We start from the raw sequence: 24663 nt of genomic DNA on the forward strand, positions 1-24663 counted from the left end.
GGCCGCGCCGACGGGCGGGCCGCGCCGGTGAGCCGTTTACGACAGTTTGTAGGACCAGCCCTGACGTCGTCATGATCGACGGCTAAGATTCGTCTCAATACCGATTTTTGGGCCAGTGTCCGATCTGGATGTTTGGAGAAGCTGTTGACAGCCGAAGCGCCCCCTTTGGGACAACTCGAGGCCGTTCGTCCGTATCCGGACCGGATGGGCCCCAAAGGGAACCTCGTCTACAAACTGATCACGACGACCGATCACAAGTTGATCGGCATCATGTACACGGTCACCTGCTTCGCCTTCTTCTTCATAGGCGGGCTGATGGCGTTGCTGATGCGCACCGAGCTGGCCGCTCCCGGGCTGCAGTTCCTGTCGAATGAGCAGTTCAACCAGCTGTTCACCATGCACGGCACGATCATGCTGCTGCTCTATGCCACCCCGGTGGTGTTCGGTTTCGCCAACCTGGTGCTGCCGCTGCAGATCGGTGCGCCCGACGTGGCCTTTCCGCGGCTGAACGCCTTCTCGTACTGGCTGTTCCTGTTCGGTGGGCTGATCGCGGCGTCCGGCTTCATCGTCCCGGGCGGCGCCGCCGACTTCGGCTGGACCGCCTACACGCCGCTGTCCGACGCCGTGCACTCACCCGGCGCCGGGGGAGACCTGTGGATCACCGGCCTGATCGTCGCCGGTCTGGGCACCATCCTGGGTGCGGTCAACATGATCACCACCGTGGTGTGCATGCGCGCGCCCGGCATGACGATGTTCCGGATGCCGATCTTCACCTGGAACATCCTGGTGACCTCGATCCTGATCCTGATCGCCTTCCCGATCCTGACCGCGGCGCTGTTCGGGCTGGCCGCCGACCGACATCTGGGCGCCCACGTCTATGACGCCGCCAACGGTGGAGTCTTGTTGTGGCAACACCTGTTCTGGTTCTTCGGGCATCCCGAGGTGTACATCATCGCGTTGCCGTTCTTCGGCATCGTCACCGAGATCATCCCGGTGTTCTCGCGCAAGCCGGTGTTCGGCTACACCACGCTGGTGTACGCCACCCTGTCGATCGCCGCCCTGTCGGTCGCGGTGTGGGCGCACCACATGTTCGCCACCGGAGCCGTTCTGCTGCCGTTCTTTTCATTCATGACGTATCTGATCGCGGTGCCGACGGGGATCAAGTTCTTCAACTGGATCGGCACGATGTGGAAGGGGCAGATCACCTTCGAGACGCCGATGCTGTTCTCGGTCGGCTTCCTCATCACCTTCCTGCTGGGTGGTCTGACCGGCGTGATGCTGGCCAGCCCGCCGCTGGACTTCCACGTCACCGACAGCTATTTCGTGGTCGCGCACTTCCACTACGTGCTGTTCGGCACCATCGTGTTCGCCACCTACGCCGGCATCTACTTCTGGTTCCCGAAGATGACCGGCCGGCTGCTCGACGAGCGGCTGGGCAAGCTGCACTTCTGGCTGACCTTCATCGGGTTCCACACCACGTTCCTGGTGCAGCACTGGTTGGGTGACCTGGGCATGCCGCGCCGCTACGCGGACTACCTGCCCAGCGACGGCTTCCAGCCCTACAACGTCGCCTCGACGGTCGGCGCCTTCATCCTGGGCGCGTCGATGTTCCCGTTCGTCTGGAACGTCTTCAAGAGCTGGCGTTACGGCGAGGTCGTCACGGTCGACGACCCGTGGGGCTACGGCAACTCCCTGGAATGGGCGACCAGCTGCCCGCCGCCGCGGCACAACTTCACCGAGCTGCCCCGAATCCGTTCGGAGCGACCGGCATTCGAGTTGCACTACCCGCACATGGTGGAGCGGCTGCGCGCCGAGGCCCACGTGGGCCGCCATGCCACGGCTCTCGAATCACCGAAGGGCTTCGGCCCACGAACCGAACCCGATCGCTCAACTCCTGAGCAGTAGCGGCGGCTGTCCGGAGTGAACGCACCACCCAACAAGGTGTCGGTGCTGATCACCGTCACCGGCGTGGACCAACCGGGCGTGACGGCGACCCTGTTCGAGGCGCTGTCGCGGCATGGGGTCGAGTTGCTCAACGTCGAACAGGTGGTGATCCGGCACCGCCTGACGCTGGGCGTGCTGGTGTGCTGCCCGGCCGAGGTCGCCGACGGCGCGCAGTTGCGCGAGGACGTTGAAACGGCCATCCGCAGCGTGGGGCTCGATGTGACCATCGAGCGCAGCGACGACGTGCCGATCATGCGGGAGCCCTCCAGCCACACCATCTTCGTGCTCGGCCGGCCCATCACCGCCAGTGCGTTCGGCGCGGTGGCCCGTGAGGTGGCCGCCCTCGGCGTCAACATCGACCTGATCCGCGGTGTCTCCGACTATCCGGTGATCGGCCTGGAACTGCGGGTCTCGGTGCCGCCGGGCGCGGACGCCGCGCTGCGGACCGCCCTGAACCGGGTGTCCAGCGAGGAACAGGTCGACGTGGCCGTCGAGGACTACAGCCTGGAACGACGGGCCAAGCGGCTCATCGTGTTCGACGTCGACTCGACGCTGGTGCAGGGCGAGGTGATCGAGATGCTGGCGGCCCGGGCGGGCGCCGAGGGCAAGGTCGCCGCGATCACCGACGCCGCGATGCGCGGCGAGCTGGACTTCGCGCAGTCGCTCGAGCAGCGGGTGGCGACCCTGGCGGGGCTGCCCGCCAGCGTGATCGACGAGGTCGCCGACCAACTGGAACTGATGCCCGGCGCCCGGACCACGCTGCGCACCTTGCGCCGGCTGGGCTATCACTGCGGCGTGGTCTCCGGGGGATTCCGGCGCATCATCGAGCCGTTGGCGCACGAGCTGATGCTGGACTACGTCGCGGCCAACGAGCTCGAGATCGTCGATGGCAAACTCACCGGCCGGGTGGTCGGCCCCATCGTCGACCGGGCCGGAAAGGCCACGGCCCTAAGGGATTTCGCGCAGCAGGCCGGGGTGCCGATGGCGCAGACCGTCGCTGTGGGCGACGGCGCCAACGACATCGACATGCTGGCCGCCGCCGGGATGGGCATCGCGTTCAACGCCAAGCCCGCGCTGCGTGAGGTCGCGGATGCGTCGCTGAGTCACCCCTACCTGGACACCGTGCTGTTCCTGTTGGGTGTGACCCGCGGCGAAATCGAGGCCGCCGACGCGATCGACGGCGAGGTCCGGCGGGTGGAAATCCCGCCGGGCCCCTAGCGACCCGGCAGCTATTCGGGCGCCGCGGTACGGCACGATGGTCGGGTGCCCGAAAACGGAAGCCGGAGGTGATTCCCGAGGAGTCGAGAGACTCCGAGCGTCGAGCCGACCAGACGGTGGAGGAAGCCGACCCCGATCTGCTGCTCGATTTCAGGCAGGTATCGCTGAAGCGTGGCGGCAACGTCTTGGTCGGGCCGCTGGACTGGGCGGTCGAACTCGACGAACGCTGGGTGATCGTCGGGCCCAACGGGGCGGGCAAGACCTCGCTGCTGCGGATCGCGGCGGCGGCCGAACATCCCTCGTCCGGCGTCGCTTTCGTGCTCGGCGAGCGGCTGGGCCGGGTCGACGTGACCGAGTTGCGGTCCCGGATCGGGCTGAGCTCCTCCGCCCTGGCCCAGCGCATCCCCACCGACGAGGTGGTGCGCGATCTCGTCGTCTCGGCCGGTTACGCGGTGCTGGGCAGGTGGCGAGAGCGCTACGAGGACGTCGACTACCAACGCGCGATCGACATGCTGGAAAGCCTGGGCGCCGAGCACCTGGCGGACCGCACCTACGGAACGTTGTCTGAGGGCGAGCGCAAGCGGGTGTTGATCGCGCGTGCGCTGATGACCGACCCCGAGCTGCTGCTGCTCGACGAGCCCGCCGCCGGCCTGGACCTGGGCGGCCGCGAGGAGCTGGTCGCCCGGCTGGCCGACCTGGCCGGCGACCCCGACGCGCCCGCGCTGGTGCTGGTCACCCACCACGTTGAGGAGATACCGCCCGGGTTCAGTCACTGCATGCTGCTCTCGGAAGCCGAGGTGGTCGCCGCTGGCCTGCTGACCGACGTGCTGACCGCCGAGAATCTGTCCACCGCGTTCGGCCAGGCGATCGCCCTCGACGTCGTCGACGGGCGCTATTTCGCCCGGCGAGTCCGCACCCGCGCAGCCCACCGGAGGCCGCTATGACGTCACCCGACGAAGCCCCGCTGGTCGCCCGGCCGGCCGCCACCGTGATGCTGGTGCGCGACGAACCGGCCGGCTCCCAAACCGGGCTAGCGGTTTTTCTCATGCGCAGGCACGCGAAAATGGAATTCGCCGCGGGGACGATGGTGTTCCCCGGCGGCGGTGTGGACGAACGCGACCGCAACGCGGACATCGCGTGGGCCGGCCCGCCGCCGCAGTGGTGGGCCCAGCGCTTCGGCATCGAACCCGACCTGGCCGAGGCACTGGTCTGCGCCGCGGCCCGCGAGACGTTCGAGGAGTCGGGGGTGCTGTTCGCCGGGCCGGCGGGCGAGGCCGTTTCGGCGCCGAACAGCATCGTCGACGACGCCTCGGTCTACGGCGAGGCCCGCCGCGCGCTGGCCGACGGCACGTTGTCCTTCGCGGACTTCCTGCGCCGGGAGAACCTGGAGCTGCGCTCGGATCTGTTGCGGCCGTGGGCCAACTGGGTCACGCCGGAGGCCGAGCGCACCCGGCGCTACGACACCTACTTCTTCGTGGGCGCCCTGCCGCGGGGGCAGCGCGCCGACGGAGACAACACCGAATCCGATCGGGCGGGCTGGACGACGCCGGAGGCCGCGATCGACGACTTCACGGCCGGCCGCAGCTTCTTGCTGCCTCCGACCTGGACGCAGCTGGACTCGCTGGCGGGCCGGACCGTTGCGGAGGTGCTGGCCGTCGAGCGCCAGATCGTGCCCGTGCAGCCGCACCTGGAGATCCAGGGCGACAACTGGGTGTTCGAGTTCTTCGACTCCGACCGCTACCACCAGGCGCGGGAAGCGGGTGGCCTGGGATGGCGGCATTGAGCGAGTTCGTCAGCGTGGTGGTCTCCGACGGCTCCCAAGACGCCGGGCTGGCCATGTTGCTGCTGTCGCGGCCCCCGACGAACGCGATGACCCGCCAGGTGTATCGGGAGGTCATCGCGGCCGCCGAGGAACTGGGGCGGCGCGACGACGTCGCCGTGGTGATCCTGTTCGGCGGCCACGAGATCTTCTCCGCCGGCGACGACATGCCCGAGCTGCGGACGCTGCGGGGCGCCGAGGCCGACAGCGTGGCGCGGGTGCGCCAAGAGGCGATCGACGCCGTGGCGGCGATCCCCAAGCCGACGGTGGCCGCGATCACCGGATACGCGCTGGGCGCCGGCCTCACGCTGGCCCTGGCCGCCGACTGGCGGATCAGCGGGGACAACGTGAAGTTCGGCGCTACCGAAATCCTGGCCGGCCTGGTGCCCGGCGGCGATGCGATGACCCGCCTGACCCGGGCGGCCGGCGCGAGCAAGGCCAAGGAGCTGGTGTTCAGCGGCCGGTTTTTCGATGCCGAAGAGGCGCTGGCGCTGGGCCTCATCGACGAAATGGTGGCCCCCGACGACGTCTATGACGCCGCCGCGGGGTGGGCGCGCCGTTTTCTCGACGGGCCGCGGCACGCGCTGGCCGCCGCCAAGGCCGGGATCAACGACGTCTTCGACCTGGGGCTGGCCGAGCGGCTCGCCGCCGAACGCCGCCGCTACGTCGAGGTGTTCTCCGCTGGTCAGGGCGGTGGCGATCGGGCGGATCCCGGCGGCCGTTAGGCTGCCCTGCATGACCAGTTCGACGGACGCCGTTCCGACGCCCCACGCCACCGCCGAGCAGGTGGAAGCCGCCCGGCACGACAGCAAGCTGGCCCAGGTGCTCTACCACGACTGGGAAGCCGAGACCTACGACGACAAGTGGTCGATCTCCTATGACCAGCGCTGCATCGACTACGCGCGGGGCCGCTTCGACGCCATCGTGCCGGACGAGGTGCGGCGCGAGCTGCCCTACGACCGGGCCCTTGAATTGGGTTGCGGCACTGGGTTTTTCCTGCTCAACCTGATCCAGTCCGGGGTGGCCCGGCGCGGATCGGTGACCGACCTGTCGCCGGGCATGGTCAAGGTCGCCACCCGCAACGGGCAGTCGCTGGGCCTCGACATCGACGGCCGGGTCGCCGACGCCGAGGGCATCCCGTACGAGGACAACACCTTCGACCTGGTCGTCGGCCACGCGGTGCTGCACCACATCCCCGATGTGGAGTTGTCGCTGCGCGAGGTGATCCGGGTGCTGCGCCCGGGCGGCCGGTTCGTCTTCGCCGGCGAGCCGACCAGCGCCGGCGACGTCTACGCCCGCGAGCTGTCCACCCTGACCTGGCGCATCGCCACCAACGTCACCAAGCTGCCCGGCCTGGGCAGCTGGCGGCGCCCGCAGGCCGAGCTCGACGAATCGTCGCGGGCCGCGGCGCTGGAGGCCATCGTCGACCTGCACACCTTCACCCCGGGCGACCTGGAGCGGATGGCCGCCAACGCCGGGGCCGTCCAGGTGCGGACCGTCAGCGAGGAGTTCACCGCCGCGATGTTCGGCTGGCCGGTGCGCACCTTCGAGGCGTCGGTGCCGCCCGGGCGGCTGGGCTGGGGCTGGGCGAAGTTCGCCTTCAACGGCTGGAAGACGCTGAGCTGGGTGGACGCCAACGTGTGGCGCCGTGTGGTGCCGAAGGGCTGGTTCTACAACGTGATGGTGACCGGGGTCAAACCCTCCTGAGTGGTGGACTGCGGTTCAGCGCGCAAGACGTCGGCTACCTGCGGTCGGCCGCGGGTGCCGCGGCGCTGGCGGAGGTCGCCCGGCTCGAGCTGACCGACGCCACCCGGGTCGCCGACGTCGCCGCCGCCCGCGCCCGATTCGGTGACCGCGCCGCGATCCTGGTGGAGACGGTCCTGTTGCGCCGCCGCGCGGTGGACAAACTCGGCGGCCTTGCGACGCCGGCGTGGCTGTTCACCGACGAGGCGCTGCAGCAGGCCACCGCGGCGCCGGTGGCCTTGCACCGGGCCCGGCGACTGGCCGGCGCCGCCCCCGATTTCGTCGTGCACGACGTGACCTGTTCGATCGGCACCGAGCTCGCCGCGCTGCGGGCCTGCGGGGTCACCGCGGTGGGCAGCGATATCGACCCGGTGCGGCTGGCCATGGCCCGCCACAACGTGGGGGAGGCGGCCCTGCTCTGCCGCGCCGACGCCCTGCGCCCGATCACCCGCGACGCCGTGCTCGTCGCCGACCCGGCCCGGCGCGTCGAGGGCCGGCGCCGGTTGCGTATCGACGACTACCGGCCCGGCCTGGGCTCGCTGCTCGACACCTACCGCGACCGGCACTTCGTCGTAAAGTGCGCTCCCGGAATCGATTTCGATGAGGTGCGGCGCCTGGGCTTCGGCGGCGAGATCGAGGTGACGTCGTATCGGGGTTCGGTCCGGGAAGCCTGCCTGTGGTCGGCCGGGCTGGCGCGGCCCGGCGTGGGCCGGCGGGCCAACATGCTGGACCGCGGCGAGCAGCTGACCGACACCGACCCCGACGACTGCGGCGTGCGGCCGGCCGGTCGCTGGATCGTCGACCCGGACGGCGCCGTGGTGCGGGCCGGGCTGGTGCGCCACTACGGCGCACGGCACGGACTCTGGCAGCTCGACCCCGACATCGCCTACCTCTCCGGTGATGCGCTACCGGCCGCCGACCGCGGGTTTGAGGTGCTCGAACAGCTGGTCTTCGACGAGCGCCGCCTGCGCCAGGCGCTGTCGGCTCGCGACTGCGGCGCGCTCGAGGTGCTGGTGCGCGGGGTGCGCGTCGACCCGGACGCGCTGCGCAAACGGATGCGGCTGCGCGGGAGCCGCCCGCTGTCCGTGGTCATCGCCCGCATCGGCGCCCGGACCGCCAGCCGGGCGATGGCATTCGTTTGCCGGCCCTCCCGATAGCTCCGGGTACGCTGGCGGCGTCACTTCTCCGGGTCACCGGCCCTGGCCACTCTGCGAGGACGATTCCACGATGCGTTATCCGATAGCCGCTGCGCTGCTGGCGGCGGCGGTCCTGGTGGGCTGGCCGGCCGCGGCCGAGCCGCCGTCGTGTGCCGGTTTGGGCGGCAGCGTCGAGGCCGGCCAGCTGTGCCATCTGCACGCCACCGGCCCCAACTACACGCTCAACATGACCTTCCCCGCCGACTACCCGGACGAGCAGGCGCTGACCGACTACATCACCCAGAACCGGGACGGCTTCGTCGCGGTCGCGCAGAGTTCCGGCGGCCGCGACCAGCCCTACCAGCTGGAGGCCACCACCGAACAGCACAGCGCCGGGCAGCCGCCGCACAACACCCGCAGCGTGGTGCTCAAGTTCTTCCAGGACGTCGGGGGATCGCACTCGTCGATCTGGTACAAGGCCTTCAACTACAACCTGGGCACCAAGCAGCCGCTGACCTTCGACAACCTGTTCCCTCCCAACACCACGCCGCTGGACGCCATCTTCCCGATCGTGCAGCGCGACCTGGAACGCCAAACCCCTTTGGGCGCCGCCATTTTGCCGTCGACCGGCCATGACCCGACCCACTACCAGAACTTCGCCATCACCGACGATCAGCTGATCTTCTACTTCGCCCCGGGCGAGATGCTGCCGGCGTTCGGCGGGCCGCTGCAGGCCCAGGTGCCGCGCAACGCCATTCCGCCGCTGGCGATCTAGACCGGGCCGGCCTGCAACTCCATCGCGACGGCGGCGACCGCCAGCGCCACCTGCGCGAGGCACCCGATGATCGGGACGAAAAACGCCCGCCGCCGGCGCACCAGCAGGTACACCGCGAGCACGATGTCGATGAGCAACAGGGCCGCGCCGCCCCAGGTGGCCAGGTTCATGGCCCGGTCGATCCAGGCGGGATTGCCGCACTGCCGGGAGCCGCACGCATCGGTGGTCATCACCAGCAGACCCAGCAGCGCGAAGGTCGCGCCGTAGAGGCCGCCGTGGATGACCAGCAAGATGACCGTCGCCACGGTGTCGGCGGTGTTGCTGCGGCCGCTTCCTGCGGTACTGGTGGTGGCGGCGCCGGGCGCCGCGGGGTCGTCGATCGGCACTACAGCAGTATGTCCCGGTCAGGCCGGCGCAAAACCGTAAACCTGGCCGTCGCTGGTGGCGGCCACCACCCGGCGATCGGTGCCGACCGATACCCCGACGGGATACCCGGTCGCCGCGGGCAGCGCAGAGCTGTTCAACGTGCGGCCGCTGCCCGGATCGAACACCAGCAGCGACATGCCGGGGGCGCCGTTCGCCGGTGGGCCGCTGACCACCGCGTAGCCGACGCCGCCGCCGGCCAGGCTCGACGTCGACAGGGGGAACACGTCGTCGCGGCGCCACACCTGGTCGGCGTGATCACCGGCGTCCTTGAACGCCGCCAGCCGGGTGTCGGGCCCGCCGCCCGCCACGATCAGCCCCTGCGGGGTGACTGCGGGCGGCGTCTGCGCCAGGAAGCCCAGCGGCGCCGACCATTTCACCTTCGCATCGGCGGTGCGCAGCGCCCACAGCCGTTGGTCGCGGCCGTTGACGTAGACGGTCGATCCGTCGGCCGACAGCACTGGACTGGCGATGATGCCGGCGCCGACGGCGTCGCTGGTCCATTCGCGGGTGAGCAGCGGCGTCTGCCCGGGGTGGTACTTCAGCCCCACCAGACCCGCGGCCGGGGCGCCGGGCTGCCAGACCCCGAGCACCACCATCCCGTTGACCGGCGAGAAGGCGGGGGCGGCCGCGACGGGACAGCCCTGGCGGGCCGGGGCGCAGTCGGCGAGGCCGCGCGCGGGGTCGGTGGGGTCGACGCCGTCGACGAGATCGAGCGGGCTCCCGGTCACCTGGCCGCGATGGGAGTCGAAGACCAGCACCTGCCCCAGGTGGGTCGTGACGAGCAGCTCGCCCTGCCCGAGGAACCGCGGCGTGGTGGGCATGCCGATCACCGGCTGGCGCCACCGCGTCCACTGGGTGACCGGAAAGGACAGCATGGCCCCGGGCTGGCCGACATAGACATTGTCGAAACCGTCGAGCAGCGGGCCGCCGAAGCCCCCACCCTGGGCGAGCCGCACACACCAGCGCTGCCGCCCGTTGTCGTTGTTCTCCCACTCCATCAGCGAACATCCCGCCGACGTCTGGGCGTTGAGGACCAGATAGCCGCGCGCGCTGAGCGCCGGTCCGGCGGCCAGGCTTCCCTTGACCGACCGGGTCCATTGCAGCGACAGCTTGGTGGCGCCGCCGACGGTGGTGTAGCTGCTGTTGGCGGCGTCGGCGTACTGGGCCGGCCAGCCTTGCGCGGCCGCGGCGTCCACCCACGAGTCGGTGTTGCCGCAGGCCCCCAGCGGCACCGCGAGCACGGCCGCCAGCGCCACGGATGAACAACGCCGTAGCCCACTGACGAGTCGTCGGGCAAGCACGTCGGTTTCCAAGTCCTTCCGCAGGGGCGTTCGGCGGGTGCGGCGATCGAGTACACGTGAGGGTATCGCTTGGCCTCTCGACTAGGCTTTCCGGCCATGACATCCATGTGGGGTGCCCCGGTCCATCGTCGCTGGCGTGGATCAAATCTGCGCGACCCGCGCCAGGCCAAGTTCCTCACGCTGGCCTCGCTGAAATGGGTGCTGCGCAACCGCGCGTACACCCCGTGGTACCTGGTGCGCTATTGGCGGCTGCTGAAGTTCAAGCTGGCCAACCCGCACATCATCACCCGCGGCATGGTGTTTCTGGGCAAGGGCGTCGAGATCCATGCGACGCCCGAGCTCGCGCAGCTCGAGATCGGCCGCTGGGTGCACATCGGCGACAAGAACACCATCCGCGCGCACGAGGGTTCGCTGCGGTTCGGGGACAAGGTGGTGCTGGGTCGCGACAACGTGATCAACGCCTACCTCGACATCGAGCTCGGCGACTCGGTGCTGATGGCCGACTGGTGCTACGTCTGCGATTTCGACCACCGCATGGACAACATCGACCTGCCGATCAAGGACCAGGGCATCGTCAAGTCCCCGGTCCGGATCGGTCCGGACACCTGGGTGGGCGTCAAGGTATCGGTGCTGCGGGGCACGTCCATCGGGCGTGGTTGCGTGCTCGGGTCTCACGCGGTGGTCCGCGGGGTGATCCCGGACTACTCGATCGCGGTCGGCGCGCCGGCCAAGGTGGTGAAGAACCGCCAGCTCGCCTGGGAGAGCTCGGCCGCCCAGCGCGCCGAACTGGCGGCCGCGCTGGCCGACATCGAGCGCAAGAAGGCGGCCCGTTAGCCGGCGGCCTGCGGCTGCTCGTCGACCTTGAAGTGGAAGTTGACGTCGCCGGCGTCGACGTCGGTCACGGTCACCAGCACGCCGTATTTCTCGGCGCCGTCGGTGAGCTGACACCGTAACGTCGCGCCCGCAACGCCTTTGAGGTTGTCGGGGCAGGTCACCGCGTCCGGTTTGCGGCCGACCTGCTGGCCCACCTGGGTGCTGATCGCGCCGGCGACCTGGTTCTTGTCGACCGTCTCGACCATGTCGAACTTGACGTCCTTGCCGTTGACGCTGGTCACCGTGACGTTGACGTTGAACGGCCGGTCCTTGACCTTCATGTCGCAATTGATCTGCGCGCCGACCTTCGCGGGCAGATCGGTGGGGCAGTTCACCGACTCCGGTTTGTTGCCCGCCGCGTCGGTCATTTTGGCGGTGATCTGGCCGGCGACATCGCTCTTGCTCACCGAGTGCGAGGTGCCGACGGAACACGAACAGGCGCCGACGCCCGCGGCGAGTCCGGCCGCCGCGCCAGAGATCAGCAGCGCCCGGATGATGAAGTTGGTCATTGTCGCCTCCCGAACGGCTTGCCCACGATGAATGGGCTGATCCTGGCATGCTCATCGGTTTCGGGCGGACGATTCAGCAAACGGGTGCCGGCGGGCGTGGCCGTTGCTGCGTCCATGACCCACCAACGGCCACTCGTGTCACAGCGGCAACGTCTGCGCACCATAATCCGCTTTCCGATTCCGCTGGCGCGGGTGCTAGCACATGGCGGAAGGTGCGCATCAGTTCGCGGAGCCGGCGGGAGCGCCTCGACGGCGAATCCCGCTCAGATGCTCTGGTAACGCCGCAGCGCCTCGGCGCGCTCCGCGGGGTGGTCGACTATCGGCTCGGGATAGCCGTCGGGACGTTGACCCTTGCGAAGGTGCACGTCGTCGGCCGAACGCAGCTCCGGGACCCAGCGCCGGATGTAATCACCCGCCGGGTCGAACTTCTCACCCTGGGTGATCGGGTTGAACACCCGGAAGTAGGGCGCGGCGTCGGTGCCGCAGCCCGCACACCACTGCCAGCCGTGCTGGTTGTTCGCCATGTCACCGTCGACCAGCTGGTCCAGGAACCATTCGGCCCCCCATTGCCACGGCAGGTGCAGGTCCTTGACCAGGAACGAGGCCACGGCCATGCGCACGCGGTTGTGCATGAATCCGGTGTCGCGCAGCTGACGCATGCCGGCATCCACGAACGGAAAGCCCGTCTCGCCGGCTTTCCATGCCTCGAAGCGGCGGGCGGCCTGCGCGCCGGTGTCGGTCTGGATGCCGTCGAAATCGCTGTTCCAGTTCCGCCAGGCGCTGGCCGGCCAGTGGTGCAGCACGTCGGCGTAGAAGTCGCGAAAAGCCAACTCCCGCAAGAAGGCCTGCGCCCCGACGCTTCGTGCGTCCAGGTCGGCGACCAGGGTGCGCGGATGAATGGTGCCGAACTTCAGGTGCGCCGACATGCGGCTGGTCCCGGTCAGGTCGGGCCTGTTGCGTTCCTCGGCGTAGCTTTGTAAGCCGTTGTCGACGAACGACTTCCATTGTTTGCGTGCCGCCGCCTCGCCTGCGGCCACCTCGAGGGCCTGTCCGGGATCGGGGAGGTCGCACTGCTTGATGGGCAGGCTCGCCGGATCCAGCCAGCGCGCGGACTTCGCGTTCGACTTCGCCGGTTCCCGCCACCCGGTCTTGCGCCACTGGCGCAGGAACGGGGTGAACACTTGGTAGGGCGAGCCATCGGGCTTGGTGACGCGGCCGGGTGAGACGAGGTACGGCGACCCCGTCGCCATCAGCGGCACCGGACCCAGCGCCGCGCGCACCCGCTCGTCACGGCGCTTGCCGAACGGCGCGAAGTCTTCGGAGATGTGCACCGACGACGCCCCGATTTCCTTGACTATGCGGGGAATCTGCGTGTGGGGCTGCCCGCGGGTGACCAGCAGCCGGCCGTCGAGATCGTCGCGCAGCCGGCGCAGCGAGTCACCGAGGTACTGCAGTCGGCGTTGCCCCGAGGACTTTTCCAGGCGCGGGTCCAGCACGAAGCAGGCGAGCACCTCGTCGTTCTCGGCCGCGGCGAGCAGCGCCGGATGATCGCGCAACCGCAGATCTCGGCGAAACCACAGCAGTGCCGGCATAGTCAGCGGTTGAGTCGCCAGATGTGGGTGGACAAAACGGTCGCGAAGCCGCACCACAAGGGGTAGGGCAGCAACGCCAGCGCGCCGCGCGGTGTGGCTTGCGCCGTGCGCCTGACCAGATCGGCGCTACTGGCCGTCAGCGCCGCCGCCCCGATCGTGGCGGCCCCGAGTTTGTGGTACCGGAAGAACAGCCAACTCCATCCGGCGTTCAGGGCCAGGTTCGCCGTCAGCGCCGCCGCGTACGCGCGGGCCTTGTCGTGCTGCCCGGTTGCCTTCAGACGGTCGAGGGCTGCCGCCGACGTGACCGCGATGTCCCCGTAGAGCGTGGTCCACGCCGCGGGGAAGGCGGCGCGGGGTGGCTGGTAGGCGGGCTTGCGGAGCCGCGAGTACCACCGGGACGTGGCGTCGCGGCTGGCGACGCTGCCGGCCGCGGCGGTTGCGGCCACGGCCAGGCTGGTCCCGGCCAGTATCGACCTGTTCATCGCGTGCTCCGTTCTGGTTGTCTCCGGTCCGCTTGTTGCTCAACGGTTTTGGTGCGTGTTGGATTGGTCGGCCACCAGATCCGGTCGCCGATGAGGGCGAACAACGCCGGGATGACCAGCGTGCGCACCACGAAGGTGTCGAGCAGGATTCCCAGGCCGACGATGATGCCAAGCTGGGTCAACACGATCAGCGGCAACACCCCGAGCACGCAGAACACGGCGGCCAAAACGATTCCGGCACTGGTGATCACGCCACCGGTAGCCGATACAGCGCGCACCATCGGAGCGCGGGCGCCGGGCCGCGCGGCTTCCTCGCGGGCCCGGGTGACCAGAAAGATCGTGTAGTCCACCCCGAGGGCCGCCAAGAACAAGAACGCGAACAGCGGGGTGGTGTTGTCCAGCGCCGGGAACCCGAAGACGTGCAGGCTCGCCCACCCACCCATGCCCAGCGCGGCCAACGCGCCCAGGATCGTCGCGGCCAGCAGCGTCGGTGGCGCCAGGGCCGAGCGCAGCACCGCGTACAGCACGACCAGGATGACGGCCAGGATCGCCGGGATCAGCAGCAGCCGGTCATGAGTGGCCGCATCACGCACGTCGACGGCCTGCGCGTCGGGCCCGCCCACCAACGCCGCGGGGTCCACGGCTCGCGTCGAATTCCGCAGTGCCGCAACTGCATTGAAAGCTTGATTCGACGACGGCGGCGCGTCGATCACCACCGACCACTTCGTCAGCCCGGACTCCGATCGGCCGGACTCGGTCACCGAGACGACGCCGGGGGTGGCGGTGATTGCCTGCCGCAGCGCCGAGGCGTGATCCGTGCGTCCGATGACCAGCGTCGGGTTGGTCAGGCCGGCCGGAAAGTGTTGGGCCACAACCTGGTATCCCGCCACGGAGTCGGCGCGCAGGCGGAACTGTTCGGTCTGCGTCAGGCCGATCCGGGTTCCCAGCAGGCCGGTGCCCAGGACCGCCAGCACCGCGACGGCGACCGCCGCCACCAGAGCGGGGCGCCGATTCACCCATTCCGCGACGCGAAGCCACGCGCCGGCTCCGAGGGTGTCGCCGTCGTCCGCGCGCGGGATGAACGGCCAGAACAATCGCCGCCCGCAGCCGGCCAGCAGCGGGGGGAGGATCACCAGCACCGAAATCGCCGCGACGACAAGGCCGCACGCCGCGAGCGCGCCCAGGCTGCGGGTGCTCGGGGTGGACGCGAACAGCAGGGTGAGCAACGCCAACACCACGGTGGCGTTGCTGGCGACGATGGCCGGCCCCGCCCTGCGCACGGCCTCGCGCAGGGCGGCGCGGTGCGCGGAATGGCGGTGCAGCTCTTGTCGATACCGGGAGATCAGCAGCAGCGCGTAATTGGTGCCGGCGCCGAAAACCAGCACGCTGGTGATCCCGGAGGTGGCGCCGTCGAAACTCAGCCCGGTCAGCGATGCGACCGCCGTGCCGAGCGCCGCGGCCACTCGATCGGCGAATCCGACGACCAGCAGCGGGACCAGCCACAGCACCGGGGAGCGGTAGGTGGCGATCAGCAGCAGCGCCACCACCGACGTCGTCACCGCGAGCAGGGTGATGTTGGCGCCCGCGAACGCGCCGGCGATGTCCGCCCCGAAGGCGGGGCCGCCGGTCACGTGCACCTGCAGCTGCCCGGGCAGGCCGGTGGCCGCGGCCGTGCGCAGCGTGGTGACGGCGTCGGAGAGCTCGAGCCCGGACAGGTCGGCGTCGATGGGGACCGCGGCCAGGGCGGCCCTGCCGTCGCTCGACGGCAGCAGCGGGGTCGCCGCCGCATTCGCGCCGGGCCGCGAGGCCGCCAGCGCCCGGTCCCGAGCGGCCTGGGCGGCGTCGCGGTCGGACGCGGTCAGCACGCCTGCATCGGTGCGGCTGACCACCACGATCAGCGGCGCCTTATCACCCACGGGAAACTGCCTGGCCAGGGTCTCGACCCGGGCGGATTGCGCATCGACTGGAACGGATTGCGGGGATTGGCCCGCGGCGGCGTTACCGCCGATCAGGACCATCAACCCGACACCGAGCGCGGCCGCGGCCAGCGCGAGCAGCCAGCAACGCCGCCCCGTCACGGCGGCGGCCACGGAATCCCACACCACGTTTACAACCCTTTCAGTTTGTTAACCATTAATCAACTGAAATGACGCATCGCCACGCGACGGCGCCGGCGGTACGCAGGAGGGGGCACTATGGACATTATGGACGCGGGGCCGGGGGCAGTGTCGGACGCGAGGGGGTACCTGCGATGACCGCTGACCGCGGCGAGATGACCACCCGCAAGCGGCGGCACATCGATGTCTGCCTGAGCGAGCCGGTCGGCTACGACGGCGTCACCACCGGGCTGGACCGCTATGAACTGCCGTACAACGCGCTGACCCAGACCAACCTGGGCGACATCGATTTGTCCACCGAGTTTTTCGGTGCCCGCCTGCGGTCGCCTATCCTCATCGGCGCGATGACCGGGGGTGCGGAGTTGTCCGGGACGATCAACCGCAACCTGGCCGCGGCGGCCCAGCAGCTGGGTTTGGGCATGATGCTGGGCTCGCAGCGGATCATGTTGGACAGTGCGCTGGGGGAGCGGGCGGCGGACAGCTTCACGGTGCGCGATGTGGCGCCGGATGTCTTGCTGTTCGGCAACATCGGCTTGGCGCAACTGACCAAGGCCGCCGCGCCGGATCTGGCGAAGGCCCTGGATCGGGTGGGCGCCGATGCGCTTGCCGTGCATACCAATCCGCTCCAGGAGGCGATGCAACACAACGGCGACACCGACTTCGCCGGGTCGCTGAACAGGTTGCGCGAGGCCGCCGCCACCGTCGACTATCCGGTGCTGCTCAAGGAGGTCGGGCACGGCATCGGCGGCGCGGCGGCCGCGGAACTGGTCGGGGGAGAAGGCGAATTGCCGGTGGCCGGAATCGACGTCGCGGGCGCCGGCGGCACGTCGTGGTCGCGCGTCGAGCAGTTCGTGCGGTACGGCGAACTGCGCTACCCGCACCTGGCCGACTGGGGCATCCCGACCGCCCGCGCCATCGTGGAGGTGCGCGAGGCGCTACCGGCGATCCCCTTGGTGGCCTCCGGTGGCATCCGCACCGGTATGGATGCGGCCAAGGCGATCGCACTCGGTGCCGATGTCGTGGCGGTCGCCCGGCCGCTGCTGCCGGCCGCCATCGAATCGAGTGACGCCGTGGTCGACTGGCTGCAGCCGTTCATCGACGAGCTGCGGATCTGCCTGCACGGCTGTGGTGCCGCGAACCTGGCGGACCTGCGCGGCGTCGACCTCGTCGGCGCGGACTAGGCCCGCGCGAGGTGGCCGTCATCTTGGCCTACGGCTCGCCCGCCCTGGGGCATCTGCTGCCGGCCGGGGCGCTGCTCGCCGAGCTGACCCGGCGCGGACACGAGGTGCACCTGCGCACCATGTCGGCCGGTGTTTCGACGATGCGATCCATCGGCGTGCACGCCGAGCCGGTCGATCCGCGGATCGAGGCGATCGCCGGCAACGACTGGCAGGCGCGAAATACCTTGGAAGTGTTGAAGTTAACCATCGACGTGCTGTGCCGGCGGGCGGTGCTGGAAGTCGACGACTTTCGGCGTGCGGTGGGCGCGACCCGGCCGGATGCGGTGATCGTGGACGCGAACTGTTGGGGAGCCCTGTCGGCCGCGGACGCCGGGGACCTTCCGTGGCTGTTGTTCTCACCGTTCACCCCCTACCTGCGATCGCGCGGGGTGCCACCATTCGGTCCCGGATTTCGTCCGCTGCCGGGCATCGTCGGTGAGGTCCGTGACGCCACGGTGCGGCCGATCGTCAGGCACCTGTTCGACCGGCCAATGTTGCCTCGCATCAACGCCATTCGCGCCGGGCTGGACCTGCCGCCGGTCACCTCGGTGGACGGCTTCATCCGGCGCGCGCCGCTGGTATTGGCGGTCGGCGGCGAGCCGTTCGAGTACCCGCATCCGGGATGGTCCGGCGTGGTGCACCACATCGGTGCCTGCGCATTCGAGCCCTCGACGGCCGCCGCACCGGAGTGGATCGACGCCATCGAACGTCCGATGGTGCTGGTGAACACCTCCTCGTTGCGCCAGGGTGACGAGGCGTTGGGACGAATCGCGTTGCGCGCGCTCGCCGACGAGGACGTGCACGTGGTGGCGACGTTCCCGGCCGGTGTGCCCGCTGGTCTGCCGCGACCCGAGAACGCGACCGTGCGCCGGTTCGTGCCGCACGCGGCCATCCTCGCCCGCGCCAGCTGCGCCATCACGCACGGGGGGATGGGCACGACGTTGAAGGCCCTCGATCGGGGAGTGCCGGTCTGCGTTGTGCCCTTCGCGCGCGATCAGGCCGAGGTCGCCAGGCGAGTGGAGATGGCCCGCTGTGGAACCCGGTTGACCGCCAAGAAGCTCACCGTGGCGCGACTGAGAGCCAAGGTACGCAAGGCGATGACGATGGCCGACGGCGCGCAACGGGTGGCCGCCGGGCTCGCCGCGACGGGGGGCGTGGCCCACGGCGCCGACCTTATCGAGCAGCGGCTACTGGGCTGCGCCGCCGAGCGGCCGGTTCACTAGTCGGGCGCGGCGCCGCGTCTCGCCGGACCGCGATGACCCTTGACCTTAGGTTCGGGGGCCGCGGGCGTCTTCGGACCCGGTGTGGCCAGCCGTGATTCGAAGCTGGCCATCGCCTCGATCATCGCGGTGAACACCCGATGCGCCGCCGCCAGGTCGCGATCTGGAAGGTCGGCCAGCGCCGTATGTAGCTCGGCGCCAAGGGGAGTGAAGAACGAGCGGGCCAGCGCCATGCCCGGCTTCTCGTAGCGAAGCAGGGTCTTGCGCCGGTCCTGGGGATCGGGTTCGCGACGGACGTGGCCGGCGTCGATCATGCGGTCGACCAGGTAGGTGATCGCGGCCGGTGAGACGTCCATGCGGCGGCGCAACTGGGCCGCCGTCAACGGCTCCCCGGCGGTTTCGGCGACCATAATGTGCAGCAACGCGTGAAAATCCGTGCTGCTGACATCGTTTTGCCGGGCGAAGTGGCGGCCGATGCGGTCGGACTGGGCGGTGATCGCGCGCATATCGGCCGACATCAATTTCTCGAGTTCGGCTCGATCTGGTCGCCGGTCAGCGGCGGCGCGCTTGGTCACTTACCCGCATCCTTTTTGCAAATACGCCGGCCAGCGTATCGGTGACCGCTATCCGCGGCAGTCGAAACGCGCCGGAGCGTTCGGTGGCCATCAGCCTACGGCACCCTCGGCGGATCGCCGTCGCGGCGGCTCAGCCGCGCCGAGCGGGCGCTATCGGGACTTCGCGGGGTCGTGGCCCCAGTTCATCAACGAGTACCGCCAGGGGCTTTCATCGATGTCGCCCTGCGGGCGTTGCGCCAGGTGGCGCTTGGCATAACCGACCACCTTTCGCATGTGCGCGTAGTCGGCCTCGGTGAGGTCGGCGCGTTTGGCCTTGAGTATCTTGACGATGTGACGGCCACTGGCGTGGCCGGTGGACTCGGCTCCGCTCCGCTTTTCGCCGACACTCTTCGATTCCTCGGTGCCGAGCCAGTTTTCCAGCTCGCGCGCCGTCATGTTGACGGTGTCCCGGAAGCGCTCCCAGGTGGTGTGTTGGTCGTCGGTCACGGTGACTCCTCGATGCGGTTGTCGCGCATCACTTTGCGCGGCGCAGCGATTCGGGCTTGTGTACCGCGTCGGCTCCCGTCTTGTCGCTGCGCACCTTGTACTGCGGCTCGTCCTCGGACGCCCGCACCGTGCGCCCGGCGGCCTGGGTGTCGGAGGTGATCTTGCCCTCGACCGTGCCCCGGACCGTGGTGCCGTGGCTTTGCCACTCGACCTTGTCGCCCTTTTTGAATTGCTTGTCGCTCACCGGGATTCACCTTTCGCCGATTCGTCGCTGGGGGAGGCGGTGTGGGCCGGGTGTCCGTCGGTGCGTCGACGCTCCTTGAGGGCCATCTCGTAGACGTGGCGCCGTCCCTCGGTGAGCCGGCTTCGCACCAGCTGTTCGATCTGTGTGAAGCAGCGGTAGTAGCCGTCGTCGTAGTCCTCGAGCACCTGGAAGCTCCACCGGCCCGGCAGGACGTTGCGTCCGATCAGCTCGGTGCTGATGTGTTGCGCCAGATCGGCGTGGCCGGTTTCGCGCAGCCGCGCCACCGCCTCGTCGAGTTGCAGGTCGGCCCGGCCGGTGAGCTGATGAAAGGAATACAGATGCCCACGGGCGCGCTCGATGGTTTCCAGCGCCTCGGTCACCTTACCTACCGCCTGCGCCACGCCGTCGATCTCGCCATTTGCCATGCCGTCCATGCTTTCCCCCTGTTGGTCGGAGCATTCCCGCCGCGGGGCGGTGCGAATCGTCGGATCCGGTGGTTCATCAGCTGAATGGTTAACTGCTTGGTGCGATGACCTCGCCGCGCGCCGCGACGGTTTGAACGACTCCGCCCCGGGTATCTGATCTGGCGATGACCGTGATCGAAACGTCGCGACGGCTGGGCCGCGCCGAACGTAAAGTGCTGCGCCTGCAACGGCGCTTGTGGCTCGCGCAGTTGGCCATGTGGCCCACCGCGATCGCGTTGGCGGTCCTGCTTACGGGTGCGTCAGTGCTGGTGTGGCGGCGTTCGGCCCGCGGCCGGCACCGCTCGGTCACCACGGCGACCACTTCCTCCGCCACCAGCCCTGATGGCATGGCGGCGACGGGTCCGGAAGGCACGAAGTAGCCTCAGCTATGCCGGGTGCGTGTCACGATCGCCGCGAGGCAAGCGGTTCGGCGTTCGCCGATCCCGGGTCGGACCGGTCAGGTGGGGACTACGCGGTTCCACACCCGGTGCTCCTCGAGGCCGGCGACGAGCGAGGAGACGATGTCCGACGCGTCCGAGCCCGTGAAGATACCTTCTCCTTCCGCCGGAAGGCCCGCTGCCGCAAGCAGATTGGTCCCCTGCGGCAGCACGCCGATCGGCTTGAGATGACGGAACGCCTCGTCCACGAGGGTTCGCGCACCGGCCTCGACCGGTGATCCAGCGACGAGAACGGCGTCGACCTCCACGGATCGTCCCGTCGCATACGTGCGAGAAACCGTTGGGCCGCCGTCGCGGTTCAGCTTTCCGCCATGCGACGCGAACACCAGGGGAACCAGCTTGGCCGCGGTGATCGCGGCCACCGCCGCCGTCACCTGGCCGGTGTCGGACTCGGCGTCGGTGAGGATACCGATGCGGCGACCGGCCACCGGCCATCGTTGGCCGACTTGCGACAGCGCCGGGCTGACCGCCGGGGCGGCAGGCGCCGCGGCCGGGACGGGCGGCTCCAAACCCAGCTGCGCCGCGACGGCGGCGCACAGTTCGGTGTCGATCTTCGCGAGGACCGCGAGCTCGCGTTCCTTGATCACCTGTTCGTAGCATTTACCCAACTCGAAGGCGAACGCCTCGACGACATGGGCTTGTTCGACGGGCTGCAGGCTCCGGTAGAACAAGGTCGCCTGACTGAAGTGGTCGTCGTAGCTCGCGGGATTTGCGCGACGTTTGGTCGACGCGGGCAGTGGGACCGGGGACTCGATGAAGGCGGCGAGATCGGCTCCGGCGGCGAAAGGGCATCCGCCGTCAATGGAATTCGGACGGTACGGCGCATTGCCGGGATGTACGCCGTGTTGGTGAAACCCGTCCCGCAACATGTCGTTGACCGGCGCGTGCGGACGGTTGATCGGGATCTGCGCGAAATTGGGACCACCCAGGCGGGTGATCTGCGTGTCGAGGTAGGAGAACAACCGCGCGTGCAACAGCGGGTCGTCGGTGACGTCGATGCCGGGAACCAGATGACCGATGTGAAACGCCACCTGCTCGGTCTCGGCGAAGAAGTTGGTCGGGTTGGCGTTGAGTTGCATGGTGCCGATGATTTGAACCGGGGCCAACTCCTCGGGCACGATCTTGGTCGAGTCGAGCAGATCGATGCCTTCGAACATTTGCTCCGGGGTGTCCGGGAACACCTGGATGCCCAGATCCCATTCGGGGTAGGCGCCCGCCTCGATGGCATCGGCGAGGTCACGGCGGTGGAAGTCGGGGTCGACGCCGGCGGCGATCTGCGCCTCCTCCCACACCAGCGAATGCACCCCCAGGCGCGGCTTCCAGTGGAACTTCACCAGCGAGGTGGTGTTGTCGGGCGCGACCAGCCGAAACGTGTGGACGCCGAAGCCCTCCATGGTCCGGTAAGACCGCGGGATCGCGCGGTCGGACATGGCCCACATGGTGTGCGCGGATGCCTCGGTGTGCAGCGACACGAAATCCCAGAAGGTGTCGTGCGCGGTCTGGGCTTGCGGGATCTCGCGATCCGGGTGCGGCTTGGCCGCGTGGATGATGTCGGGGAATTTGATGCCGTCCTGGATGAAGAACACCGGGATGTTGTTGCCGACCAGGTCGAACGTTCCCTCGTGGGTGTAGAACTTGGTGGCGAACCCGCGGGTGTCCCGCACGGTGTCGGCCGATCCGCGGGAGCCGATCACGGTGGAGAATCGGACGAATACCGCCGTCTCGGCGCCGGACTTGAGAAACCCTGCCTTGCACAGTTTTTCGGCTGCGCCGTTGCCGCGGAACACACCGTGGGCGCCGGCGCCACGGGCGTGCACCACACGTTCCGGAATGCGCTCATGATCGAAATGGGTGATCTTCTCGCGCAGATGGTGGTCTTGCAGTAGCGTCGGGCCGCGTTCACCGGCCTTCAGCGAATGATCGGTGTCATACAGCCGCACACCCTGAGCGGTGGTCAGGTAGTCGCCCTGCTGCCCACGCGCGGTGGTCGGGCCTTCGACCGGTGTCCCGGTCGCGGTCCGAAGTTCCGGGGCGATTTGGTCGTTCTTGGGCGGCAACGGCTCCCGCGGCGTCGTCGGCTCCGCGAGGTCTGGCGGCTCGGCGCCCGGCGCGCTGGGAATGTAGCCGCTGGCCTGAGCCTGCTGGGCCTTGCCTTCGCGGACCAGATACTCCTGGCCGGACACCGCGCCGAGGGCCTGCTTGGCCACTGCCTTGACGCCCTCGACGACACCCTTGACCGGGTTGCTGCGCCCGCCGTCCTCCGCCATCAAATCTCCTTGGTTGGCATGAATTCAGATACGGCCGCCTGAGGCATCAGGCGGCTTATCCCCGCGTTCCCCTCAGCGGCGCGGTGAAACCCCGGTTTGGGCATAAAAGTTGGGAACGGGCAAAACTGGTCGTGCCGTCTGGCGTCGGCAGCGCACCTGCCGCCGCACGGACAACCCGGCACGGGGCGTGCCAAGAGACCAGCTGGCGGCTTGACCCTACGAACTTGCGCGAACCTGATAGCGGCGCTCGGCGTAGGCGAGGTCGTCGCGCCACAGTTTGGTGGCCGCGTAACGCATGAACGGTGTGATCAGCGGCGCCGCCCGAGCGGCGCGCGTGAAACCGGGCCGGTCCGAATGCGCGATGGTGGCCTCCAGCACCGCGGTGCGCGGTCGGCCGTCGGGACCCGAACCCATTGGTGTCGCATGGGTTTCGACGACGCTGCCCGCGCCCTCGCCGTCCACGATGCGCATGACGATGGTGCGCGCCTCCGGGCAACTGAACTCCGCGACGACAGGGACTCCGACGCGTCCCATCCGGAAGGTCACCGCCACCATGAATCGGTCCGCCTCTTCGGTGGGGGTGGTGAGCACGTCGAGCCGGGTGAACGAGTAGGGGTGAAACCACGCCCCATGCCACGGATCGAGCCGGTTGGCGATGACGTCGCTCGGTTCGCAGACCCCCACCACGTGGGCGACCGCGCTCAGGGTGTCGCCGGCCGGCCGCTGCGCAATCACCGGCCGGTCCAGCGGGTCCTCCGTGCCCACCGCGTCGAGCCGCACCCATGCCAGGACACCGTCGTCATGACTGGGCAACGGGCTCCAGCCGAATTCGCGCGCGTGTCCGTCCAGGGTCAGCCCGTGCCAGCGGCAGATCAGCGCGCCCCGGTGCACGGTGCCGGTGGCGAGGTCGGCACCCAAATGGGGGCAACTGCGGGGCCCCACGCACAACCGCCCGCGGTCGTCGCGCCAGGCCACGACCTCGACGCCGGCGACCCGGGCGCCGACTGGGCGCCCGGCGGGGACCTGGTGACTGGCGGCGAAGGCGTACCAGTTGCCGGTGGGTTTGCGCTGCGAGCGGCGCAGCGCGCCCTCGATGATGGCGGGTTGCGCGTCGCGATAGGTCGGGCGTTGATCGGCCCACGACATGCGCGGGATCACCTGCAGTGGCCACCCTTTGGTCCGGGTGGCGGACAGGCGCTGCTGTAGCTGTTCGCGGAACTTCATGGTTTGGTGGATCTTTCGCGGGCGGCAAGCCATCGAAGCAGCGGTGACCGGCCTTGGGTGGGTACCGTGGCCAACGGGTGTCCGGCTAATCCCCATCGTTGCAGGAGTTGGTTCGCGGCGCACCAGCCGGTGGTTGCGGCGCGCTCCATGAGCGCCACCGGCAAGTCGATGCGGATGGCGTCGCCGGCCAGCAACAAGCCCGGCGTGGGCGTGCGGACCGGGGGACGGAAGGGATAGGAGCCCGGCGCAAACAGCGGGCAGTCGCTGCGATGCAGCAGCTTCTCGTGGACGATTTGCGCCGCAGCGGTTTCCGGATACACCCTGTGTAGCTGTCGTAGCGCGGCGTCCCGCGACGGCGCGGAATCCAGGGCGTACGAGTGCAACTCGACCACCGAACCATGATGCGCGCCGGCCCAGTCGCGGGCTTCGCTTTCGTAGCGCTCCAGCACGCTGATGTTGTCGAGCGGTTCATGGCCGGCGGTGCCCAAAAACGCCGGCCGGTGCGCCGCGACCGGTCGGTCGAGCCACAGCCGATGCACGGCGAACGGCGGCGCGCTGCGCAGCCGCGAG

25 protein-coding genes are annotated in these 24663 nt (G+C 69.2%); 12 read left to right on the forward strand and 13 right to left on the reverse strand.

The features are described from left to right. Positions 1 to 144 precede the first annotated feature (144 nt). The 8 genes from ctaD to A5646_RS02935 all read left to right on the forward strand — a co-directional run bounded on the left by ctaD (position 145) and on the right by A5646_RS02935 (position 8635). The gene (gene ctaD / locus A5646_RS02900; protein ID WP_231997702.1) at positions 145 to 1905 is read left to right on the forward strand and encodes a cytochrome c oxidase subunit I; all 1761 of its coding nucleotides are present in this window, start codon (positions 145 to 147) and stop codon (positions 1903 to 1905) included. 15 nt (positions 1906 to 1920) lie between these two features. Then, positions 1921 to 3162, forward strand: coding sequence for a phosphoserine phosphatase SerB (gene serB, locus A5646_RS02905; RefSeq protein WP_066876349.1), 1242 nt, complete (start codon positions 1921 to 1923; stop codon positions 3160 to 3162). A gap of 116 nt (positions 3163 to 3278) precedes the next feature. After that, positions 3279 to 4106 (forward strand): ABC transporter ATP-binding protein, encoded by an 828-nt coding sequence (locus tag A5646_RS02910; protein ID WP_156748742.1) that lies wholly within the window; start codon positions 3279 to 3281, stop codon positions 4104 to 4106. Further along, positions 4103 to 4945 carry an NUDIX hydrolase gene (locus tag A5646_RS02915; RefSeq protein ID WP_067019734.1) on the forward strand — a complete coding sequence of 281 codons (843 nt, stop codon included), beginning with the start codon at positions 4103 to 4105 and terminating at the stop codon, positions 4943 to 4945. The genes A5646_RS02910 and A5646_RS02915 overlap by 4 nt, the downstream gene beginning before the upstream one ends. Beyond that, the gene (locus A5646_RS02920; protein ID WP_156752806.1) at positions 4942 to 5706 is read left to right on the forward strand and encodes an enoyl-CoA hydratase; all 765 of its coding nucleotides are present in this window, start codon (positions 4942 to 4944) and stop codon (positions 5704 to 5706) included. The genes A5646_RS02915 and A5646_RS02920 overlap by 4 nt, the downstream gene beginning before the upstream one ends. Positions 5707 to 5716: 10 nt before the next feature. Next, positions 5717 to 6688, forward strand: coding sequence for a class I SAM-dependent methyltransferase (locus A5646_RS02925; RefSeq protein ID WP_067019764.1), 972 nt, complete (start codon positions 5717 to 5719; stop codon positions 6686 to 6688). Continuing rightward, positions 6646 to 7881: a class I SAM-dependent methyltransferase gene (locus tag A5646_RS02930; RefSeq protein WP_231998222.1), complete on the forward strand. Its 1236-nt coding sequence runs from the start codon at positions 6646 to 6648 to the stop codon at positions 7879 to 7881. Before A5646_RS02925 ends, A5646_RS02930 begins: the two co-directional genes overlap by 43 nt. Positions 7882 to 7951: 70 nt before the next feature. After that, entirely contained in the window at positions 7952 to 8635 is a 684-nt protein-coding gene (locus A5646_RS02935) for an esterase (RefSeq protein ID WP_066881238.1), read from the forward strand. Here the strand turns inward: A5646_RS02935 and A5646_RS02940 are convergent. Together A5646_RS02940 and A5646_RS02945 are read right to left on the reverse strand one after the other, a co-directional pair. Beyond that, complete coding sequence (locus A5646_RS02940) at positions 8632 to 9021, reverse strand: DUF6264 family protein (protein WP_067019741.1); 390 nt, start codon at positions 9019 to 9021, stop codon at positions 8632 to 8634. The two genes, A5646_RS02935 and A5646_RS02940, sit on opposite strands and share 4 nt — an antisense overlap. Positions 9022 to 9039: 18 nt before the next feature. Beyond that, entirely contained in the window at positions 9040 to 10317 is a 1278-nt protein-coding gene (locus tag A5646_RS02945) for a PQQ-binding-like beta-propeller repeat protein (protein ID WP_197505101.1), read from the reverse strand. A gap of 141 nt (positions 10318 to 10458) precedes the next feature. On the opposite strand from A5646_RS02945, the gene A5646_RS02950 reads away from it, so the two are divergent. Then, positions 10459 to 11196: an acyltransferase gene (locus A5646_RS02950; RefSeq protein WP_066862245.1), complete on the forward strand. Its 738-nt coding sequence runs from the start codon at positions 10459 to 10461 to the stop codon at positions 11194 to 11196. Here the strand turns inward: A5646_RS02950 and A5646_RS02955 are convergent. From A5646_RS02955 to A5646_RS02970, 4 genes are all read right to left on the reverse strand, one after another. Next, positions 11193 to 11744 (reverse strand): DUF4333 domain-containing protein, encoded by a 552-nt coding sequence (locus A5646_RS02955; RefSeq protein WP_067019744.1) that lies wholly within the window; start codon positions 11742 to 11744, stop codon positions 11193 to 11195. The genes A5646_RS02950 and A5646_RS02955 overlap by 4 nt on opposite strands. A 263-nt stretch (positions 11745 to 12007) precedes the next feature. Then, the gene (locus A5646_RS02960) at positions 12008 to 13336 is read right to left on the reverse strand and encodes a deoxyribodipyrimidine photo-lyase (protein ID WP_067019748.1); all 1329 of its coding nucleotides are present in this window, start codon (positions 13334 to 13336) and stop codon (positions 12008 to 12010) included. Between the two features lie 2 nt (positions 13337 to 13338). Further along, a complete protein-coding gene (locus A5646_RS02965) occupies positions 13339 to 13818 on the reverse strand; it encodes a TspO/MBR family protein (RefSeq protein ID WP_066862236.1) in 480 nt (159 codons plus the stop codon). After that, positions 13815 to 15923 (reverse strand): MMPL family transporter, encoded by a 2109-nt coding sequence (locus tag A5646_RS02970; protein ID WP_067019753.1) that lies wholly within the window; start codon positions 15921 to 15923, stop codon positions 13815 to 13817. Before A5646_RS02970 ends, A5646_RS02965 begins: the two co-directional genes overlap by 4 nt. 146 nt (positions 15924 to 16069) lie before the next feature. On the opposite strand from A5646_RS02970, the gene fni reads away from it, so the two are divergent. Together fni and A5646_RS02980 are read left to right on the forward strand one after the other, a co-directional pair. Continuing rightward, on the forward strand, positions 16070 to 17116 hold the full coding sequence (fni, locus tag A5646_RS02975; RefSeq protein WP_067019756.1) for a type 2 isopentenyl-diphosphate Delta-isomerase: 1047 nt from the start codon (positions 16070 to 16072) through the stop codon (positions 17114 to 17116). 11 nt (positions 17117 to 17127) lie between these two features. Then, complete coding sequence (locus A5646_RS02980; RefSeq protein WP_067019759.1) at positions 17128 to 18378, forward strand: glycosyltransferase; 1251 nt, start codon at positions 17128 to 17130, stop codon at positions 18376 to 18378. Here A5646_RS02980 and A5646_RS02985 read toward each other — a convergent pair. The 4 genes from A5646_RS02985 to A5646_RS03000 form a co-directional block, all read right to left on the reverse strand. Then, on the reverse strand, positions 18375 to 18950 hold the full coding sequence (locus tag A5646_RS02985; RefSeq protein WP_066881221.1) for a MarR family winged helix-turn-helix transcriptional regulator: 576 nt from the start codon (positions 18948 to 18950) through the stop codon (positions 18375 to 18377). The genes A5646_RS02980 and A5646_RS02985 overlap by 4 nt on opposite strands. A gap of 150 nt (positions 18951 to 19100) precedes the next feature. Continuing rightward, positions 19101 to 19436 carry a DUF3140 domain-containing protein gene (locus A5646_RS02990; RefSeq protein ID WP_066881219.1) on the reverse strand — a complete coding sequence of 112 codons (336 nt, stop codon included), beginning with the start codon at positions 19434 to 19436 and terminating at the stop codon, positions 19101 to 19103. 28 nt (positions 19437 to 19464) lie between these two features. Next, positions 19465 to 19680, reverse strand: coding sequence for a DUF2945 domain-containing protein (locus A5646_RS02995; protein WP_066862218.1), 216 nt, complete (start codon positions 19678 to 19680; stop codon positions 19465 to 19467). Continuing rightward, positions 19677 to 20105 carry a hypothetical protein gene (locus A5646_RS03000; protein WP_156748804.1) on the reverse strand — a complete coding sequence of 143 codons (429 nt, stop codon included), beginning with the start codon at positions 20103 to 20105 and terminating at the stop codon, positions 19677 to 19679. Before A5646_RS03000 ends, A5646_RS02995 begins: the two co-directional genes overlap by 4 nt. A gap of 164 nt (positions 20106 to 20269) precedes the next feature. On the opposite strand from A5646_RS03000, the gene A5646_RS03005 reads away from it, so the two are divergent. Continuing rightward, on the forward strand, positions 20270 to 20524 hold the full coding sequence (locus A5646_RS03005) for a hypothetical protein (protein ID WP_066862212.1): 255 nt from the start codon (positions 20270 to 20272) through the stop codon (positions 20522 to 20524). A 77-nt stretch (positions 20525 to 20601) separates the two neighbouring features. Here A5646_RS03005 and A5646_RS03010 read toward each other — a convergent pair whose 3' ends face one another. From A5646_RS03010 to A5646_RS03020, 3 genes are all read right to left on the reverse strand, one after another. Further along, the gene (locus tag A5646_RS03010; protein ID WP_067019762.1) at positions 20602 to 22869 is read right to left on the reverse strand and encodes a catalase; all 2268 of its coding nucleotides are present in this window, start codon (positions 22867 to 22869) and stop codon (positions 20602 to 20604) included. A gap of 216 nt (positions 22870 to 23085) precedes the next feature. Beyond that, entirely contained in the window at positions 23086 to 24093 is a 1008-nt protein-coding gene (locus A5646_RS03015) for a DUF5914 domain-containing protein (protein ID WP_066881215.1), read from the reverse strand. Then, a partial coding sequence (locus A5646_RS03020) for an FAD-dependent oxidoreductase (RefSeq protein WP_369806903.1) occupies positions 24090 to 24663 on the reverse strand: 574 nt, incomplete at its 5' end. The genes A5646_RS03020 and A5646_RS03015, both read right to left, overlap by 4 nt.

Origin of the sequence: Mycobacterium sp. 1245499.0 (genome assembly GCF_001673615.1) — a bacterium.
Lineage (GTDB): Bacteria > Actinomycetota > Actinomycetes > Mycobacteriales > Mycobacteriaceae > Mycobacterium > Mycobacterium europaeum_A.

Excerpts from the sequence above, each read along its gene's own strand:
- A5646_RS02915 (WP_067019734.1), top strand. The coding sequence starts at position 4,103 with ATGACGTCACCCGACGAAGCCCCGCTGGTCGCCCGGCCGGCCGCCACC.
- A5646_RS02925 (WP_067019764.1), top strand. The coding sequence starts at position 5,717 with ATGACCAGTTCGACGGACGCCGTTCCGACGCCCCACGCCACCGCCGAG.
- A5646_RS02935 (WP_066881238.1), top strand. The coding sequence starts at position 7,952 with ATGCGTTATCCGATAGCCGCTGCGCTGCTGGCGGCGGCGGTCCTGGTG.
- A5646_RS02950 (WP_066862245.1), top strand. The coding sequence starts at position 10,459 with ATGACATCCATGTGGGGTGCCCCGGTCCATCGTCGCTGGCGTGGATCA.
- A5646_RS02955 (WP_067019744.1), bottom strand. The coding sequence starts at position 11,744 with ATGACCAACTTCATCATCCGGGCGCTGCTGATCTCTGGCGCGGCGGCC.
- A5646_RS02960 (WP_067019748.1), bottom strand. The coding sequence starts at position 13,336 with ATGCCGGCACTGCTGTGGTTTCGCCGAGATCTGCGGTTGCGCGATCAT.
- A5646_RS02965 (WP_066862236.1), bottom strand. The coding sequence starts at position 13,818 with ATGAACAGGTCGATACTGGCCGGGACCAGCCTGGCCGTGGCCGCAACC.
- fni (WP_067019756.1), top strand. The coding sequence starts at position 16,070 with ATGACCGCTGACCGCGGCGAGATGACCACCCGCAAGCGGCGGCACATC.
- A5646_RS03000 (WP_156748804.1), bottom strand. The coding sequence starts at position 20,105 with ATGGCAAATGGCGAGATCGACGGCGTGGCGCAGGCGGTAGGTAAGGTG.
- A5646_RS03005 (WP_066862212.1), top strand. The coding sequence starts at position 20,270 with ATGACCGTGATCGAAACGTCGCGACGGCTGGGCCGCGCCGAACGTAAA.
- A5646_RS03010 (WP_067019762.1), bottom strand. The coding sequence starts at position 22,869 with ATGGCGGAGGACGGCGGGCGCAGCAACCCGGTCAAGGGTGTCGTCGAG.
- A5646_RS03015 (WP_066881215.1), bottom strand. The coding sequence starts at position 24,093 with ATGAAGTTCCGCGAACAGCTACAGCAGCGCCTGTCCGCCACCCGGACC.